This window comes from Actinoplanes sp. M2I2 (assembly GCF_023544445.1).
Lineage (GTDB): Bacteria > Actinomycetota > Actinomycetes > Mycobacteriales > Micromonosporaceae > Actinoplanes.
Map to the genome: position 1 here is coordinate 116947 of NZ_JALPVJ010000005.1, position 16534 is coordinate 133480.

At 71.3% G+C, this 16534-nt stretch carries 17 protein-coding genes and 1 pseudogene; 9 read left to right on the forward strand and 9 right to left on the reverse strand.

Translation table 11 applies throughout. From position 1 onward, the window contains the following. From HJC40_RS11480 to HJC40_RS46590, 6 genes and pseudogenes are all read right to left on the reverse strand, one after another. Positions 1-1431 carry a hypothetical protein gene (locus tag HJC40_RS11480; protein WP_250000872.1) on the reverse strand — a complete coding sequence of 477 codons (1431 nt, stop codon included), beginning with the start codon at positions 1429-1431 and terminating at the stop codon, positions 1-3. Between the two features lie 451 nt (positions 1432-1882). Beyond that, positions 1883-2968 (reverse strand): hypothetical protein, encoded by a 1086-nt coding sequence (locus tag HJC40_RS11485; protein WP_250000873.1) that lies wholly within the window; start codon positions 2966-2968, stop codon positions 1883-1885. A gap of 89 nt (positions 2969-3057) precedes the next feature. After that, complete coding sequence (locus tag HJC40_RS11490) at positions 3058-3729, reverse strand: zf-HC2 domain-containing protein (RefSeq protein ID WP_250000874.1); 672 nt, start codon at positions 3727-3729, stop codon at positions 3058-3060. Continuing rightward, positions 3726-4172, reverse strand: a complete 447-nt coding sequence (locus HJC40_RS11495) for a sigma factor-like helix-turn-helix DNA-binding protein (protein WP_250000875.1) — start codon at positions 4170-4172, stop codon at positions 3726-3728. Before HJC40_RS11495 ends, HJC40_RS11490 begins: the two co-directional genes overlap by 4 nt. Next, complete coding sequence (locus HJC40_RS11500; protein ID WP_250000876.1) at positions 4169-5905, reverse strand: beta-propeller fold lactonase family protein; 1737 nt, start codon at positions 5903-5905, stop codon at positions 4169-4171. The genes HJC40_RS11495 and HJC40_RS11500 overlap by 4 nt, the downstream gene beginning before the upstream one ends. A gap of 69 nt (positions 5906-5974) precedes the next feature. Continuing rightward, positions 5975-6425, reverse strand: a pseudogene (locus tag HJC40_RS46590) (TspO/MBR family protein). Between HJC40_RS46590 and HJC40_RS11510 the strand changes: the two are divergent. The 5 genes from HJC40_RS11510 to HJC40_RS11530 are packed head-to-tail and all read left to right on the forward strand — an operon-like array spanning position 6315 to position 11141. After that, positions 6315-7175, forward strand: coding sequence for a S1C family serine protease (locus HJC40_RS11510; RefSeq protein ID WP_250000877.1), 861 nt, complete (start codon positions 6315-6317; stop codon positions 7173-7175). The pseudogene HJC40_RS46590 and the gene HJC40_RS11510 overlap by 111 nt on opposite strands. 37 nt (positions 7176-7212) lie before the next feature. Beyond that, on the forward strand, positions 7213-8229 hold the full coding sequence (locus HJC40_RS11515; protein ID WP_250000878.1) for a MoxR family ATPase: 1017 nt from the start codon (positions 7213-7215) through the stop codon (positions 8227-8229). Position 8230: 1 nt separating this feature from the next. Beyond that, positions 8231-9118 carry a DUF58 domain-containing protein gene (locus HJC40_RS11520; protein WP_250000879.1) on the forward strand — a complete coding sequence of 296 codons (888 nt, stop codon included), beginning with the start codon at positions 8231-8233 and terminating at the stop codon, positions 9116-9118. After that, positions 9115-10083 carry a VWA domain-containing protein gene (locus HJC40_RS11525; RefSeq protein ID WP_250000880.1) on the forward strand — a complete coding sequence of 323 codons (969 nt, stop codon included), beginning with the start codon at positions 9115-9117 and terminating at the stop codon, positions 10081-10083. The genes HJC40_RS11520 and HJC40_RS11525 overlap by 4 nt, the downstream gene beginning before the upstream one ends. Then, complete coding sequence (locus HJC40_RS11530) at positions 10083-11141, forward strand: VWA domain-containing protein (protein ID WP_250000881.1); 1059 nt, start codon at positions 10083-10085, stop codon at positions 11139-11141. The genes HJC40_RS11525 and HJC40_RS11530 overlap by 1 nt, the downstream gene beginning before the upstream one ends. A gap of 43 nt (positions 11142-11184) precedes the next feature. Here the strand turns inward: HJC40_RS11530 and HJC40_RS11535 are convergent, their stop codons facing one another. From HJC40_RS11535 to HJC40_RS11545, 3 genes are all read right to left on the reverse strand, one after another. Then, a complete protein-coding gene (locus tag HJC40_RS11535; RefSeq protein WP_308200882.1) occupies positions 11185-11697 on the reverse strand; it encodes an NUDIX hydrolase in 513 nt (170 codons plus the stop codon). A 219-nt stretch (positions 11698-11916) separates the two neighbouring features. After that, on the reverse strand, positions 11917-12561 hold the full coding sequence (locus tag HJC40_RS11540; RefSeq protein ID WP_250000882.1) for a response regulator transcription factor: 645 nt from the start codon (positions 12559-12561) through the stop codon (positions 11917-11919). Beyond that, positions 12558-13598, reverse strand: a complete 1041-nt coding sequence (locus tag HJC40_RS11545; protein WP_250000883.1) for a sensor histidine kinase — start codon at positions 13596-13598, stop codon at positions 12558-12560. Before HJC40_RS11545 ends, HJC40_RS11540 begins: the two co-directional genes overlap by 4 nt. Positions 13599-13742: 144 nt before the next feature. Here HJC40_RS11545 and HJC40_RS11550 point away from each other — a divergent pair, with 144 nt between their 5' ends. From HJC40_RS11550 to HJC40_RS11565, 4 genes are all read left to right on the forward strand, one after another. Beyond that, positions 13743-14210 (forward strand): hypothetical protein, encoded by a 468-nt coding sequence (locus tag HJC40_RS11550; protein WP_250000884.1) that lies wholly within the window; start codon positions 13743-13745, stop codon positions 14208-14210. A 91-nt stretch (positions 14211-14301) separates the two neighbouring features. After that, a complete protein-coding gene (locus HJC40_RS11555) occupies positions 14302-15330 on the forward strand; it encodes an NYN domain-containing protein (protein ID WP_250000885.1) in 1029 nt (342 codons plus the stop codon). Positions 15331-15390: 60 nt separating this feature from the next. Further along, positions 15391-15882, forward strand: coding sequence for a winged helix-turn-helix domain-containing protein (locus HJC40_RS11560; protein WP_250000886.1), 492 nt, complete (start codon positions 15391-15393; stop codon positions 15880-15882). Beyond that, entirely contained in the window at positions 15861-16466 is a 606-nt protein-coding gene (locus tag HJC40_RS11565; RefSeq protein ID WP_250000887.1) for a transposase, read from the forward strand. The genes HJC40_RS11560 and HJC40_RS11565 overlap by 22 nt, the downstream gene beginning before the upstream one ends. Positions 16467-16534: the final 68 nt, after the last annotated feature.

Genomic DNA, 16534 nt, shown 5'->3' on the forward strand with positions numbered 1-16534 from the left:
TCAGAGCCCGGTCGCCGCCTTGATCGCACCGGCCGCGACGGCGGCACCGATGGAGGTGGCGACCCCGAACGCCCAGGTGCCGGCCTTTCCCAGGGCGGAGCGGGCCTCTTCGGGTTTGTCGGCCGCCGCCGCGACCTCGGCCCTGGCCACCTCGGCCACAACGATGTCGTGCTCGGGCGTCACGGCCTGCTGCTTGAGACTCACCCGCAGCACCGCGAGCTCCTCGGCGAGCTGTTTCAGGTCCGTGCCCGCCGTGAACGTCTTCCACGCATCGGTGACGCTCTGAACGCCGTGCAGCGTCGAATTGTCCACATCGCCACCGATGATGTTGCCGACGGTGCCCCCGCCGACGTCCACATGCTGCCCACTGCCCTCGTGCACGACCATTCTTCCTCCCGACTGATAGACGATCACATTGGTGGTGTGCGCTTTCCGGACGGCGTTCGGCCCGGCCACGGACACGACGGAGTGCATCAGGCCCGGGCCGAGCTCGGCCAGGATGCTCCTGAGCTTGACCAGTTCGTCCGGCTCGACCAGGGCATCCAACTGATAGGCGTTGTTCAGCAGTTCGCGCTGGGGGAAGCCCTCGGTACTCGCCTTCCCCAGCCTTTTGGACTGCTCGGCCAGATAGTCCCGCAGCCTCGGGTTGGTGGCCGGGTCCAGCAGCCCCTGGATGCACGAGGCGAGAACGATCCGCAGCACCTCCCGCTCCTGATGGATGCGCCACAGGTGGATCCTCAGCCGGCGCAGCTCGCCACGGTCGGTACCGGGCGCGTAGCGGAGCACCCAGAGAGGAAGGTCGACACCGTTCACACCGAGGGTGTGGAGCTCCTGGACGGCAAGCGTCGCGGTGCCCTTCCCGCGGCCGGCCGGGATCTCGGCCAGGGCGATCGGCCGGCCGGCCCGCAACCACCAGTTCTGCGACGGGGGCGCGGAGTGCGACGTGGTAGCGGCGAGGAGCAGCCGGGCCATCCGGGGCCCGCATGCTCCGAGCGGGGCGGGCCGGGGCTCCGGGGCGACCGACGTGGGTACGTTGATGCTCAACTCCGCCATGTTGCGAGCCGCTACCGACAGCATGCCGATCGGCAGAGAGCGCGGGATCCGGGCCGCGAAACCGACTTCCATCCGGGTGACGACGCCGGGCCAGCGGAAGCCACCGGTGGCGAAGTAACGCCTCCACAGGGGCCGCAGCCCCGCTTGCCGGAAATCGTCGGGTGTCAGATTCAGAGCGATCCCGCTCCGGACGTCGCAGTAGACGTCCTCGCCGATCCACTCGATCAGCCCGCCCCGCCGGCGCTTGCGGACACCGCCGAGTGAACGAACGAAGTGGCGAGCCGGCTCGGCCAGCGGCCAGGGCGGCGAACTCAGGCGCCCGGTCTCCTCGAGGAAGGGCCGAAGATCGGCCATCGGGAACTGGACTGTCACGAACACGACGTCATCCTGATGCAGCCGGCCAAGCTCGAGCCACCCTTTCCCGGGCAGACTCCACCGACGTCAAGCGCCGGTGGGATCCGGTCGAACCAGCTCCGAAGGGGTCGGACCTCATCCCCCCGCGCACTGCCCTCGCCGCTCCGATGGACGGATGCCGTCGATGGAACCGGTCGAAACAGTCGGGGGTGGACGAATCGTCCGACCCGCACCGGCCTATGGGCGGTGCGACCTCTTCTGGACTCCACCCCTCCACAGACGAGCGGTCCATACCGCCCGCCCACTAGAGAATCGTTCCTCCCCGCGAGGAGGAACTGTGTTGCCGGAGCCGGTTTCGATCTTCATGCACGACAGCGCGCCCGACCTCGGGTCCGAAGACTTTCGTCGTGGCGACGATCCCCTGCGGACCTGATTTTACACCGCCCCTGCAAGCCTTTCCGCCTCTCGCGATGAGTCAGCGCCGACGCGGCGGGGCGGCCCAGACGAAGCGGGGAGCCGCCGCAGCCGGCAGGGCCAGCGCGCGGTACGTCGGCTCGACCGGGCGGCCCCTGTCCGGTGGGCGCCAGATCGGGGGCGGCCCCCACCAGATGACACGCTCGCCGGTCGGCTGGGGCAGCACCGGCAGCGGTGGCGGGCCCAGGGCGTGGCGTGGGGCCTGTGCGGGCAGGGCGGACGGGCCGGCGGGGACGGCGTCGGCCGGGGCGTCCACGTGGGTGGCGTGGGTGGCCGGGGCGGTGGCCAGGACCACGGCCGCGGCCACGGTGAGGGCGCAGGCTATGCCGGCGGGCAGCAGCCAGCCCTCGCGGACCGTGTCGCCCAGGAAGACCACGGCCACGATGGACGGGGCCATCACCTCGGCCGTCCAGTGGATCGCGGTGACCGGGCCGACGTCGCCGTGCTGGAGGGCGTGGGCGTAGAGGGTCATGCCGGTGCCGGCGAAGACCAGCAGGGCCGCGCAGAGCGGCTCGGTGAGCAGGGCCAGCGCCACCTCGCCGGCTCCCACGCCCTCGGGGACCGGGAGGGAACGGCCGACCAGGGCGGCGCCGCCGAGCGACAGGCCCGCGCAGGCGGCGATGACGCCACCGGGGGCGTTCACCTTGGCCGCGCCATAGCCGACCAGGACCATCGCGGCGGCCGCGCCGCACAGGGCGAAACGGAGCTCGTCGGAGGTGTCGACGGCGTGCTGGGGGCCGGCCGAGAAGGCCAGGAACGTCAGCGAGATGATCGTGACGACCACGGCGAACGCGTCGCGGCGGCGCAGGCGGGAGCCGAGCACCACGCGGGCGCCGAGCACGGTGAAGGCCAGCGAGCCGGCCAGGATCGACTCGACGACGTAGACGGCCAGGGTCTGCAGCGCGATCATCGCGCCGACCCAGGCCAGGATGTCGAAGAAGATGCCGGCCAGGTAGAGCGGGTGGGCCATGGTCTGCGCGGTGCCGACGCTGCGGCGGGCGCCCACCCCCTGCAGGATCGAGGCGGTGGCGTAGCAGAGCGACCCGATACTGACGACCGTCAGCGCGAACCAACCGGCGCTGGTCATCGGGTGACCCCGTCGCCGTGACGCTGTGTCGATCGAGCAATCACGATCTGATGATAGGCGGCGGGGCTGCGTTCTCGATAGGGGCAGTTCTAGATAGGAGCGGTGGCCAGGAGCTGCCCGGCGTACGTCTCGAGCTGGACCGCGGTCACCTCGGCCGGGGCGACCAGGGCGCTGCCGTCCACGGTGGTGGCGTCCGGGCCGACGAGCCAGCTGCCGGCGTACTCGCGGGAGCCGTCGCGGGCGACGACGAAGAGGCGGCACTGCGAGCCGGCCGGCACCCCGGCCACCGTGGCCCGCAGCCGCACCCAGCCGGCCGCGGGGGTGATCGTGACGTCCATCGACGTGCCGGTGGCGGCGTCGGTCGTGGTGAGGGTGCGGGGGCCGGCGACGACCGCGGGCGCCACCGGGCCCGGCGGGTCGACGAACGAGCGGCCGACGGAGATGCCGCCGGCGACCGCGATCAGGGCGGCCGCCACCGCCGCGAGCGTCCACAGTGCCCGGCGCCGCCTCGTGTGGCCGCGGCCCTCGTCGCGTACCTGGTGAAGGGTCTTCTGCAGGAGCAGGTCGCCGTCGGGCGGCGGGCCCTCCAGGAAGGCCTCGGGCGGGATCTCGCCGAGCCGTTCCTCGATCCCGCGCAGGTCGCCGACCTCGCGCCGGCACTCGGGGCAGTCCTCGACGTGGGCGTGCACGGCGGCCCACTCGTCGTCGTCGAGAACACCCAGGGCGTACGCCCCGAGTTGCTCGCTCTGATGCCCGCTCATCCGCCCGCTCCCATCGAGACGCCGGCGGCCACCGCCTCCCGCAGCCGGCGCATCGCCTGATAGCTGCGGGACTTCACCGTCTCGGCCGGAAGACCGAGCGACGCTGCCGCCTCTTTGACGTCACGCCCCTGGAAGTACAAATGGTTCAGCACCTCGCGTTCCTCGGGTGGCAGAGTGCCGACCGCGTCGAGCATCTCCAGCGACCCGGACGGCAATCCGGCCACGGCCCGCAGCACCCCGAACAGATGAGCGCGGACGGCTCCGCGGTCCTCGCTGAGAGCGGCCGGGTCGGCCCGGGCCCGCAGCAGCGTCCCGCGCACGAAGCCCTCGGCCGCCACGCGGTCGCCGCTCACCCTGGTCGCGTACGCGAGCAGGGCGGCGCCGTGCTCGGCGAACAGCCGCCGCACCAGCACCTCGCCGGCGGCCTGGTCGCGTCGGCTCACTCCCCCACCCGCAGGACCGAGATGGTGTTGTCGCCGCCGTTGGACACGTAGGCGACCCGGCCGTCGGGCGACACCCCGATCGTGCGGGGGCTCTTGCCGACCTTGACCGTCGCCGTGATGGCACCGGTACGCCCGTCGAGCACCGACACCGTGCCGTCGCCCTCGTTGACCGTGTAGCCGTAGCGGCTGTCGGCCGAGAACGCCACGCTCTGCGGGTCGCGGCCGACCGTGAACGGTCCCGTCCGCTTCAACGTGACCGTGTCGATGAGGTTGGCCCGGTCGGCCTCGTAGCCGGCGACCAGCGCCATGCGCCCGTCCGGCGAGACGGCGATGCTGTGCGGCGCCCGGGCCACCGGGATGCTCTGGATCACCTTGTTGGTCCGCATGTCGACCACCGACACCGCGTTGGACTCGTGGTTGGCCGTGAAGGCGCGCATCTGGTCGCCCGAGAAGCCCACGGCGTGCGGGTTGGGCGAGACCGGGAGCTCGCCGACCATCCGGAGCGTGCCGGAGCTGAAGATCTCGAGCCGGCCGTCGCTGTGGATCGGCACCCAGAGCTTGTTGTCGGGCGCGACGGCCAGCGTGTAAGGCATGTGGCCGGTGTCGAGGTAGCGGACGACCTTGCGGCTGCGGGTGTCGACCACCGCGACGCCGCTGCCGGTGTGCTTGTCGTCCTCGTACATCGAGGCGAAGACGGTGTTGCCGTCGCGCGAGACGGCGACGAAACGCGGCGTGTTGCGCAAGGTCACCGGCGTGACCTTGCGGGTGGCGGCGTCGACGATCGAGAGGATCCGGCTGTTCTGGTTGGCGACGTAGACGGTGCGGCCGTCGGGTGAGACCACGACGCCCTCGGGCTCGGCGCCGACGCGGATCGTGCCGGTCACCGTGGGCTTGGCGACGGCGCGCACCCGCTGGGCGAGCGGCACGCGGGTGACCTCGGGCCCGGGCGGCGCGGGCTCGTCCGACGTGAAGGCCTCGGCCGGCTGCGGTTGCGCCGCGGTCGGCAGGGCGACGGCCGGCGGCGCCTCGGACCGGCCGTCGTCGAGCACGGCCATCGCCACCCCGGCGCCACCGAGGACGACCAGCGTGGTGAGGATGGCGACCAGGACGGTGGTGCCGATCTGGCGGCGGCCGGGCGAGGGCGGCGCGGGCAGCACGGTGACCCGGGCGGGGCCGTAGCCGCCGGCGACCAGACCGCCGTCGTACGTCCGCAGGCCCTCGGGCTCGGCCCCGCGCGAGGTGGGCATCGGCGCGGCGTCGGCGACCTGACCGGTGACCCGCACATCGGCCCACCCGGCCGGGCCGCGCACGGTGACCGAGCCGTCGAGCCAGTCGGAGCGGGGCAACCACATGATCCGCAGTGTCCGGTCGCTCAGCATGGCCCGCAGACCGGGACCGGAGACGGTGACCGTGGCGCCGGCGACCGCCAGCGGCGGGCCCTCGACGCGGACGTCGGCGACCAGGCGCTGGGTCTCGGCGGCGACTGTGCCGAAATCGATGCGCTCGGGGTCGAGGCGGACGGCGGTGCGCTCCAGGGCCGCGGCCGCCGCGGCCGAGACGCTGCGGCTGTCGTCCTCCATCATCCGCTGCAGGGCGTGGCGGGCAGCCGCCGCCAACGCGAGGTCGGCGCCCCAGGCCAGCCGGGTCAGCTCTTCGACCCCGGTCAGCCGGGACTCCCGGATCGGACTGCCGATCTCGGTCAGCACGCTCTGCGGTAGCCCAGTTTCACTCATAGTGTCACCGCGATCATCTTGCAGTGACGACGGGCCCCTTCGGAAGGTGTGGCGCGACTTTTGGCACGCTCAGCGGTTGAGCAGCCAGATCGCCAGGGTTCAGCGCACCGGCGTAGGTCACCCAGGCCCAGTACGGCAGCAGCAGCACGGCGGCCGGCCGGTGCACCGGCCAGAACGTCACGACCGTCGCGCCGATCAGCAGCCAGAGCACGACGAGGTCGGCGAAGGCCAGCCCGTACTGCCCGGCACCGAAGAACAGCGGCGTCCAGATCGCATTGAGCACCAGCTGAGCAGGTGCAGGGCGGTCTGGGTCATACCGTGGCAATGCCCACCATCCGCGGACCCACACTTGAAGAAAGCCCGCTCCGGCTCTGGGGCAGCTTTGAGAAAACCCTCCTACAGTCGATGAATGGAGATGGAGGTGCTCCGGCCCGCGGGCTCGGAGCAGGCACCACCCGAGGCCGGAGAACCATCCGGGGCCGGGGAGCCGAAACCGGCGCCTTGGTGGAAAAAGGCCGATCTGCGGCGAAAGCTGGCGATCGGCGCCGTGGCGGCCTGGGCGGTCGCGATCACGGCCGTGGTGCTGCTGCGGGACGGCGACGACCCGGGGGCCCCGGCCGCGCTCCCGGCGGCCTCCCCCTCCGCCTCGGACGCGCCGCTCACCGTCCCCCAGCTCTACCAGGCGCTGCGCCCCTCGGTCGTGCTCATCAAGGCGACGGGCAGCGGAGCCGGCGCCGACACCGGCACGGGCGTCGTCGCCAACGCCGACGGCACCATCCTCACCGCGTTCCACGTCGTCGAGGGGGCCAAGGCCATCACCGTCGCGTACGCCGACGGCACCGAGTCGCCGGCCGAGATCGTGACGTCGAGCGCCGCCCAGGACATCGCCACCCTCAAGCCCGGCAAGCTCCCCGAGACGCTGGTGCCCGCGGTGCTCGGCGGCGGGGCGGCGATCGGCGACGACGTGGTGGCGATCGGCAACCCGCTCGGGCTGACCGCGACCACCACCAGCGGGGTCGTCTCGGGCCTCGAGCGCACGCTCAGCCGCGACCGGGGCGGTGACATCGCCGGACTGATCCAGTTCGACGCGGCGGTCAACCCGGGCAGCTCGGGCGGTCCGCTCCTCAACGACCGGGGTCAGGTGATCGGCATCGTCGTGGCCCTGGCCAACCCGACCGACGCCGGCACGTTCATCGGCATCGGTTTCGCCGTACCCATCGGGGCCGCCCTCGGCGCCGGGGAGGGCGACGGCCAGAACCCCCCGCTGTGACCCGACGTTGTCGCCACGAGACTCTGAGGACGGACGCATGAACCTGCCGGCACGCGGCGCCCACCCCTTCACCGACGCCCCGCCGGCCTCGGCCGGACCGATCGAGAAGGTCCTCTACGAGGTCAAGAAGACCATCGTGGGTCAGGACAATCTGCTCGAGCGGCTGCTCGTGGCCCTGCTCGCCCGCGGGCACATCCTGGTCGAGGGCGTGCCCGGGCTGGCCAAGACGCTCGCCGTGAAGTCGCTGGCCGACGCGATCGGCGGCGACTTCCACCGGGTGCAGTTCACCCCCGACCTGGTGCCGGCCGACATCGTCGGCACCCGCGTGTACCACCAGCCGACCGGCGAGTTCCAGGTGCAGCTGGGCCCGGTCTTCACCAACCTGCTGCTCGCCGACGAGATCAACCGCGCGCCGGCCAAGGTGCAGAGCGCGCTGCTCGAGGTGATGCAGGAACGCCAGGTGACGATCGGCCGCGAGACCCACAAGGTGCCCAACCCGTTCCTGGTCATGGCCACCCAGAACCCGATCGAGACCGAGGGCACCTATCCGCTCCCGGAGGCCCAGATCGACCGGTTCATGATGAAGGTGATCGTCGGCTATCCCAGCCCCACCGAGGAGTTCGTCGTCGTCGAGCGGGCCCTCGCCCCAGCCGCGGTGATCCAGAAGATCATCGACCCCGGGACGCTGGTCTCGCTGCAGCAGCAGGCCGACCGGGTGTACGTGGACCCGTCGCTGATCGAGTTCGCGGTGCAGCTGGCCCACGCCACCCGCGATCCGGCCCGCATCGGCCTGACCGACCTGGCCCGGTACGTCACCTTCGGGGCCAGCCCCCGGTCGTCGATCAGCCTCGTGCTGGCCGCCCGGGCGCTCGCCTTCATCCGCGGGCGCGAGTACGTCGTACCGGAGGATCTGACCGATCTGGCCCTGGACGTGCTGCGGCACCGGCTCGTGCTGTCCTACGAGGCGCTCTCGGACGAGGTGACCGCCGACGTGATCCTGCAGAAGGTGCTGGCCAACGTCGCGATCCCGGAGCCGGCCGGCCGAGGCCGCTGAGATGAGCTCCGCACCGGACAGGTTGCTCAGACGCCTCGAGTGGCGGCTCGGGCGGCGTCTCGACGGGCGTCTGCAGGGCAGCTACCGCACGGTGTGGCACGGCGCCGGCATCGACTTCACCGACCTGCGGCTCTACGCGGCCGAGGACGACGTCCGGCACATCGACTGGAACGTGACGGCCCGCCTGGACGAGCCGTACGTCCGGCAGTACACCGAGGACCGGGAGATGACCGCCTGGCTGGTGATCGACCGGTCGGCGTCGATGCGGTTCGGCCAGGGCGCCGGCAAGGAGTCGACGGCCACCGAGCTGGCCGTGAGCATCGCGCGGCTGATCTCGCGGGGCGGCAACCGGGTCGGCGCGATCCTCTACGACAACGCCGGCCACCAGGTCATCCCGCCCCGCGGCGGCCGCGACCAGGTCCTGCGGATCACCCGGGAGCTGTTGCGGCCGGCGCCGAAGGGCCGGCCCGGCACGACCACCGACCTGGCGGCCATGCTGCGGCTGGCCGCGACCACCACGTCGCGCCGGCGCAGCCTGGTCTTCGTGATGAGCGACTTCATCGGCGAGCAGGGCTGGGACAGGCCGCTGGCCCAGCTCACCCACCGGCACGAGGTCGTGGTGGTGCGGGTCGTCGACCCGGCCGAGGTGGAGCTGCCCGACCTCGGCGTGATCCTGGTCGAGGACGCCGAGACCGGGGAGCAGCTGCTGGTCGACACCAGCGATCCGCTGCTGCGGGCCCGGCTGGCCGACCAGGCGGGCGCCCGCGAGACCGAACTGGCCGAGGGCATGCGCCGGGCCGGGGTCAGCGCCCAGCGCATCACGACCGATCAGGACCTGCTCGCGGTGCTGATCGACATGGTCCGGCGCTCGGGGCGGGGGCGCCGGTGAGCTTCCTCTATCCGGCCGTGCTCGGCGTGGCCCTGCTCGTCACCGCCGCGGCCGTCGTGGCGTACGTCCGGCTCCAGCGGCGTCGCACCGCCGCGCTGGCCCGGTCGGGCTTCGCCGGAGTGCTGACCCGCGGCGCGGCGGTGCGCCGGCACCTTCCGTACGCGCTGATCCTGATCGCCCTGCCGATCCTGCTCGTGGGGCTGGCCCGGCCGCAGGCCGAAGTCACCGTGCCGCGCGTGTCGGGGACCGTGCTGCTGGCCTTCGACGTGTCCAACAGCATGCGGGCCGGCGACGTGCAGCCGACCCGGCTCGCCGCCGCCCAGGCCGCCGCCAAGGAATTCGTCGACGACCAGCCCGAGACGGTCGACGTCGGGGTGCTCGTCTTCGGCGACCAGGCGCTGCTCACCCAGGCGCCCTCGGACGACCACCAGGCCGCGCGGGCCGCGATCGACCGCCTGGCGGCCAGTGGTGGCACCTCGCTGGGCCAGGCCATCCTGGTCGCGCTGGGCACGATCACCGGCAAGCCGGCCACCCTGCCCGAGGACGGCGCCGCGCCGCCCGACCTCGGCTACTGGCCGTCGGCCACGGTCGTGATCTTCTCGGACGGCCAGGAGACCGGCGGCCCGGACGTGGTGGCCGCGGCCGAGCTGGCGGCGGCCGCGGGCGTCCGCATCCAGACCGTCGGCGTGGGCACCGAACGCGGCGCGACCGTCGAGGTCGACGGCTTCCAGCTCGGCACGGCGCTCGACCCCGGGCTGCTCACCACCGTCGCGCAGACCACCGGCGGCGCCTACCTGCCGGCCGGCGACGCCGAGACGCTGACCGACACCACCAAGGGCATCGACCTGCGGCTGACCGCGCAGAAGGAGCCCCTCGAGCTGACCGCGCCGTTCGCCGGCGCCGCCCTGCTGCTGCTCATGCTCGGCGCCGTCCTGGGCTCCCGCTGGCACGGAAGGATCATCTGATGTCGTTCAGCTGGCCGTGGGCCCTGACCGCCCTGCTGGCGGTGCCGCTGCTGCTGGCGATCCGCTGGTGGTTCAACCGCCGGCGCAAGCGGGCGGCGGTGACGGTGTCGAGCGTCGCGCTGATCCGGGCCGCGCTCCCCGGCCGGACGTCGTGGCGCCGGCGCATACCGGTCTTCCTCTTCCTGGCCGGCCTGCTGGCCCTGGGCGGCGCGCTGGCCCGCCCGCAAGCCTCGGTGTCGGTGCCGTCGAACAGCACATCGGTGCTGCTGGCGATCGACGTGTCGGGCTCGATGTGCGCGACCGACATCGAACCGAACCGTTTCACGGTGGCGACCGAGGCGGCCAAGCAGTTCGTCCAGCGGCAGGAGGACGGCACCCGGATCGGCCTGGTCGCGTTCTCGGGCATCGCCGGCCTGCTGGTCGCCCCCACCACCGACAAGGACGCGCTGCTCGACGCGATCGGCACGCTGCGCACGGCCCGCGGCACGGCCATCGGGCAGGCCATCCTGACCTCCATCGACGCCATCGCCGAAAGCAACCCGCGAGTCGCCAAGACCGGGGTCGAGCTGGACGCGCCCGGCCAGCTGGGCGACTACGAACCGGACACGATCGTGGTCCTGACCGACGGCTCGAACACCACCGGCGTCGACCCGGTCACCGCGGCCCAGCAGGCGGCGGCGCGGCGCCTGCGCGTCTTCACGATCGGCTTCGGCACCACCGAGCCGGCCCCCATGGTCTGCACCGCCGACCAGATCGGCGGCGACTCCCCGTTCGGCGGCGGCCGGGGCTGGGGCGGCGGCCGGGGCGGCCGCAACATGGAGATCGACGAGGAGGCCCTGACCCAGGTGGCCGACACCACCGGCGGCCGCTACTTCCGAGCCGAGGACGCCGACCAGCTGGCCGACGTCCTGACCGACCTCCCCCGCGAGTTCACCCTGCGCAAACAGGAAGTCGAGATCACCTTCTGGTTCGTCCTGGCCGCCTCGGTCCTGGTCCTGACCGGCGTAGGACTCTCCCTCTGGTGGAACCGAGCCCCCGCACCCCGGCCAAGGAAGTGATCACGACCAGCACCGAGGAGCCGCGGCGGGTCCGGGCGTGCGGTCAACCGGTCGACGAGCCGTTCTCCAGGTAGACGGTGGTCGCCGCGGCCCTGGCGTCCAGGCAGGACAGCAGTCGCCGGGCCAGCAAGTCGGGCAAGGCGCGTGCGGCCTGGGCCGCCGGGAGAAACGCATACGAGCGGAGCTCGTCGGCCGGCAGCCGGATACCGGCGATCTCCGGCGCGGTCAGCCGGCCACCGTCGAACACCACGATGAGGCCTTCACTGCGCCCGGGTCGCGGCGGAACCCAGTCGATGGCCAGCAAGCGGCCGGAATCCCGATCAAGTCCGAGTTCCTCCTTGACCTCCCGGACGGCGGCCTGCCGAGGCGACTCGTCGAGCTCGACGGAGCCACCGGGCAGCTCCAGGAAGTCGACATACGTCGGTTCCACCACGAGCACCCGATCCGACTCGTCGAAGAGAAGGACCGTGGAAGCCATCCGTTTACGCGGCAACGCCAGATCGAACGCTGCTACCGGAACGGCCGGTTCGGGCTGGGAGGTCGCCTCGGGGGTCATCCTGGCACGCTACAGAGGTTGAACAGTTAGGTTGGGCCGGGTTCGGGGGCAGCTCGGTGCGCTACGGACGCGTCTGTCTCTAGCGGAAGACGTATGGTCGGTGCCCTTTCCGGTGTACCCGACTCACCTCTCGTAGCGCAACGCACTCAGAGCTGAACGCGAAGTAGGCTTGGTCCGTCGGCAGCGCGAGGTGAGGCCAAGAGGCTGGTCGGTAACGACTTATCCGGCTTGCGGGTCGGCCAGGCCGGCCCGCCATGCCCAGGCGGCCATGCCTACCCGGTTGTTGAGGCCCAGTTTCGCCTGGATATTCGCGACGTGGGTCTTGGCTGTACCGGCGGCGATGAACAGCTCGGCGCCGATCTGCGCGTTGGTCAAACCCTGAGCGACCAGCCGTACGATCTCGGTCTCGCGATGTGTCAAGGGATTGTCCGCCGGGGGCCGGTCGGGCTTGGTCACCGCGCGCAGGAGCCGGATGGTGACCTGAGGGCTGATCAGTGCATCACCGGCCATCGCCGCACGGACCCCCTCAATCAGAAGTGTCGGTCCGGACCGCTTGAGCAGGAAACCACAGGCGCCGTTGCGCAGTGCGGCTTCCACGTACTCATCGAGATCGAAGGTGGTGACCACAACCACCCGTAGGCCCTCTTGGGTGAGCAGCCGGGTCAGTTCCAGTCCGTTGATGCCGGGCATCCGGATGTCGGTGAGCACGACGTCCGGCCGTAGCCTGCGGGCCAGGGCCAGGGCCGTGATGCCGTCGATGGCCTCGCCGACCACCGTGATGTCGGGCTGGGAGTCCAGGACGAGGCGGAAACCGCTGCGCACGTCCGGCTGGTCGTCGGCGAGCAGGACCCGGGTGCTGTTCATGCCGTCACCACCGGAATGACGGCGACGACTTCCCAACCACGCTCACACGGCCCGGCCGACAGGGTGCCGCCACTCGCGGCGACCTGCTCCCGCAGGCCGGCAAGGCCTCGCCCGCCGCGCCTGGCACGCCGCTGCTGGGGCGGTGGCCCAGCCGTGTCGTTGCGGACCCGCACCTCCACACTGCAGGCGTCGCCGGTGACGGACACGTCGACCCGGGTCGCTGCGGGCGCGTGCCGCCGGACGTTGGTCAGGGCTTCGACCACGATCCGGTACGCCACCGCGGCGCTGTCGCGCGGTACCTCATCCATCCGGAGATTCTGGACGAGTCGCGCATCGAGGTGACCTGCGGCGCGGAATCGGTCAACCAGGCTCGGCAAGTCATCCAGCGCGGGCAGCGGCCGCACCGTGCCGGTGTCCGGTTCGTGCAGCATGCCGACCATCCGATCCATCGTGGCCAACGCGGCCAGACCCGCGGCTTCGATACGCGCTAGTGCCGGACCGGCCGCCTCCGGGCTGCTATCGGCGACGAAGCGGGCCGCCTGGGCCTGCGCCACGATCCCGCTGATGTCGTGGGCGACGAAATCGTGCAGGTCACGTGCCACCTGCAGGCGCTGAGCATGCCGGGCCTGCTCGACGGCCACCGTCCGCCGGTGGGCCATCAGCCGCGGGTAGCCGCCGACGACCACCGCGACCACGGCGGGCGTCGTCCAGACCGCTGCCGCGGCGATCCGTTGTGCCGCGGCCATGCCGTCGGTGAACGACCAGAGCACGAGCGCCATCGCGGCCGCGGCCAGCCCGGCAGCCGGGGCGATGTGCCGATGTGCCCCCCACCGCACCGCGACGGCCAGCAGCACCCCGAGGGTGGCCATCACCAAGAGGAAAGGGTACGGCGGTCCGCCGAGGTCGCCGACGAACGTCACACCCAGTGTGGACGTGCTGGCCGCCATGCTGATCCAGCCGAGGTGCCGACGCGTCATCACTTGATCGTAGGCGGGCATCGCCGTATGCCGATCGGCATAGACCGTTGCGGCCGGCATGCCGCACCTCGCCACATCGGCAGATGGTGGCGCACAACCAGCACAGCCGAGGCTGGTGAGGCAGCGGCGATCGGACGCCGCGCCTTCACCAGGAGTGACATGTCCCCATGGATTAAGGTGGCGGCCGTCGCCGCCCTAGGCGTTATGACGACACCCTCTGCCGCACAAGCCGCGCCGCCCGGCAACGCCGGTGTGTTCGGGGTGGGGCAGGTGGTACTCACCCAGCCCGATGCTGTCGGGCATCGGGTTTGGTTCGGAGTCCTGGCGTCGGCGGACGCGGCAGGTTCATCGCGCGGCCGTTTCTGGTTCCGGCACCTGCTTCCGGACGGCTCGGTGCTGGCGCAGGGCTGGGCCGAAGTGACGTGTCTACAGGTGACGGGCGATGTCGCACTGTTCACTGCGGTCGTTCCCGAGGGTGTCGGGGTAGTGAAGAACCACGCATTCGCCATGAAAGTCATCGACGGCGGCGCGCGGCCGGATCAGGTGGCGTTCATCCAGGCCGGTGGCGGACCGGACCGGCCGCCGGCGAGGTGTATCGACTTCGACGTGGAGCATCCGGGTCAGCCCTATCACCAGGTTCGCGCCGGGGGGTACGCCGTCCATGGTGGCTGAGCGGATCTCATCGGCGCCGGTCACGGACCGGATCAGGTGGTGGCGGCGCTGGCCGGTCTGGTCGGGCTATGTCGCGGCCGGCTGGTCACTGATGTACGCCATGCTCGGGATGTACTGGACGGCCGGCGGCGACGGGTTCCCGTTCGCGCCGATCGACGACGACCGCAGATCGGGTTCGATTCTGGAGGGGATCCCGGTCGCTCTCGGCGCATCGCTCATGGCCGTGCTCGGTCTGATCGGTACGGTTGTCGCGCTGGCGATGGCCCGAGGCGCCGGCTCCCGCCACCAGTCGGCGGCGATGATCGCGTTCGGTTGGATCGTGTCGGCCGGCCTGACCTTGATCATCCCCGACTACACCTTGATCACTGTGCTGGCGTTCGCCCCGCTGCTGCTGGTGTTCGCCTTCACCGGCGTGCCCGGCCCCCAGGACGGTATCGGCGACATCTTGTACTGGCACCGGACCAATCTGATCATCCTGTTCGTTGGCGGTCTGCTGTGGGCCGCGGCCACGTTGGCCTACCAGCGGCGCAGGCGTGCGGCCTGTCAGCACTGCGGCCGTCGTCACGGATCGGCCAGCAACGGTCCGTCCCAGCAGACGCTGCTGAGGTGGGGGCGCTGGGCGGTCCTGGTCGCCTGCCTGGCGCCCCTGCCGTACGAGATCACCCGAATAGCCTGGTACTTCGGTCATCCTCTGGGCATCAGCCGGGATTTCCTCACCATGATGCAGGAAACCGACGGCATGCTCACCATCGGCTTGGGCCTCGCCATCGCTTCGGTGCTGGGTGGCGTGCTCACCCACGGCCTGGTCAGCCGGTGGGGCGAGGTCTATCCGCGGTGGATCTGGTTCAAGGCCGGGAAACCGGTACCACCGGCACTCGCGATCGTTCCGGCATCTCTCGTCGCCGTGGTTCTCATCCCAGCCGGGCTGATGATGTTACGGAACCTGGCGATCGGTGACGGGTGGGGCTTGCGTCTTGTCAGCGTGCCCTGGGTGCTCTGGGGCGCCGCACTCGGCGTGGCCACGATCACTTATCACCTGCGCCGACGCGGCGCATGCCAGCACTGCGGCCACGGTGCGAGCACCGTGGCCGCAGATGCGGAGCCTCAAGACGCGGGGTGATCTATTGAAGCTCGGCGTGGCGTCGTGACTGGTGTCGATCACTTCTTGTAGGCCGGAGGGATGAGATATCCCGACAGTGGCGGTCTGACCGCGCCAGCCCGGGCGAAGCGGGAGCAGGTGCGGCGGCAGGCCGCGGACTGGTTCGAGCACGGTGTGCCGGCGGCGGAGGTGGCCCGGCGGTTGCGGGTATCGGCGACTGCGGCGTACGGATGGCAACAGCGCTGGCGGCAAGGTGGCGTGGCAGCTCTGGCATCGAGGGGTGCACCGGGAAGCCGGTGCCGCCTGAACGAGGAGCGGTTGCAGAAGCTGGGACTGGCGTTGGACGAAGGACCAGCCGTGCACGGCTTTACCGAGAATCAGCGCTGGACCTTGGCGCGGGTGGCGGACCTGATCGCCCGCCAGTTCGGGATCCGGTACACCCCGCGCGGCACCGCCAACATTATGTACCGGCTGTGCTGGTCGGTACAGGTGCCGAAGCACCGGGCCGTTGAGCGCGACGAGGCCTCGATCGCCACCTGGCGCAAGGAGACGTGGCCGGCGGGAAAACGGTAGCGGCGCAGCGGCAGGCGTGGCTGGTCTTCGAGGACGAGGCCGGTCAGACGCTGCGCCCCCCGAAGGCCCGGACCTGGGGACGGCGCGGGCACACCCCGGTCATCCCGGTCTCCGGCAAGGGCTCCGGCCGGGTCTCGATCGCCCGGCTCACCTGCTACCGGCCCGGGGATCGGTCCCGGTTCATCTACCGCACAATCGTGCACCACGGCCGCAAAGGCGAGCGGCGCAGCTTCAGCGAACGCGACTACATCAACCTGCTCGACGCCGCCCACCAACAGCTCGACGGGCCGATTGTGCTGGTCTGGGACAACCTGAACACCCACATCAGCGCCGCCATGCGCGCGATGATCGACGCCCGGGACTGGCTGCACGTGATCCGGCTGCCCGCCTACGCCCCGGACCTCAACCCGACCGAGGCCGTGTGGTCGCACCTTGAACGCAGCATCGGCAACGTCGCCCTTCACGGCGTCGATCACCTACTCGCCATCCTCAAGAACCGGCTCAAAAGCATCCAATACCGCGACGACCTGATCGACAGCTTCCTCGCCCACACAGGCCTGACCCTCGAACCCGACACAACCTGACTATTAAAGCTCTGTAGCCGGTCGCCGAGCCGCTCACCGTCATGGTCCGAGCGAGCCTCCTGCGCGGG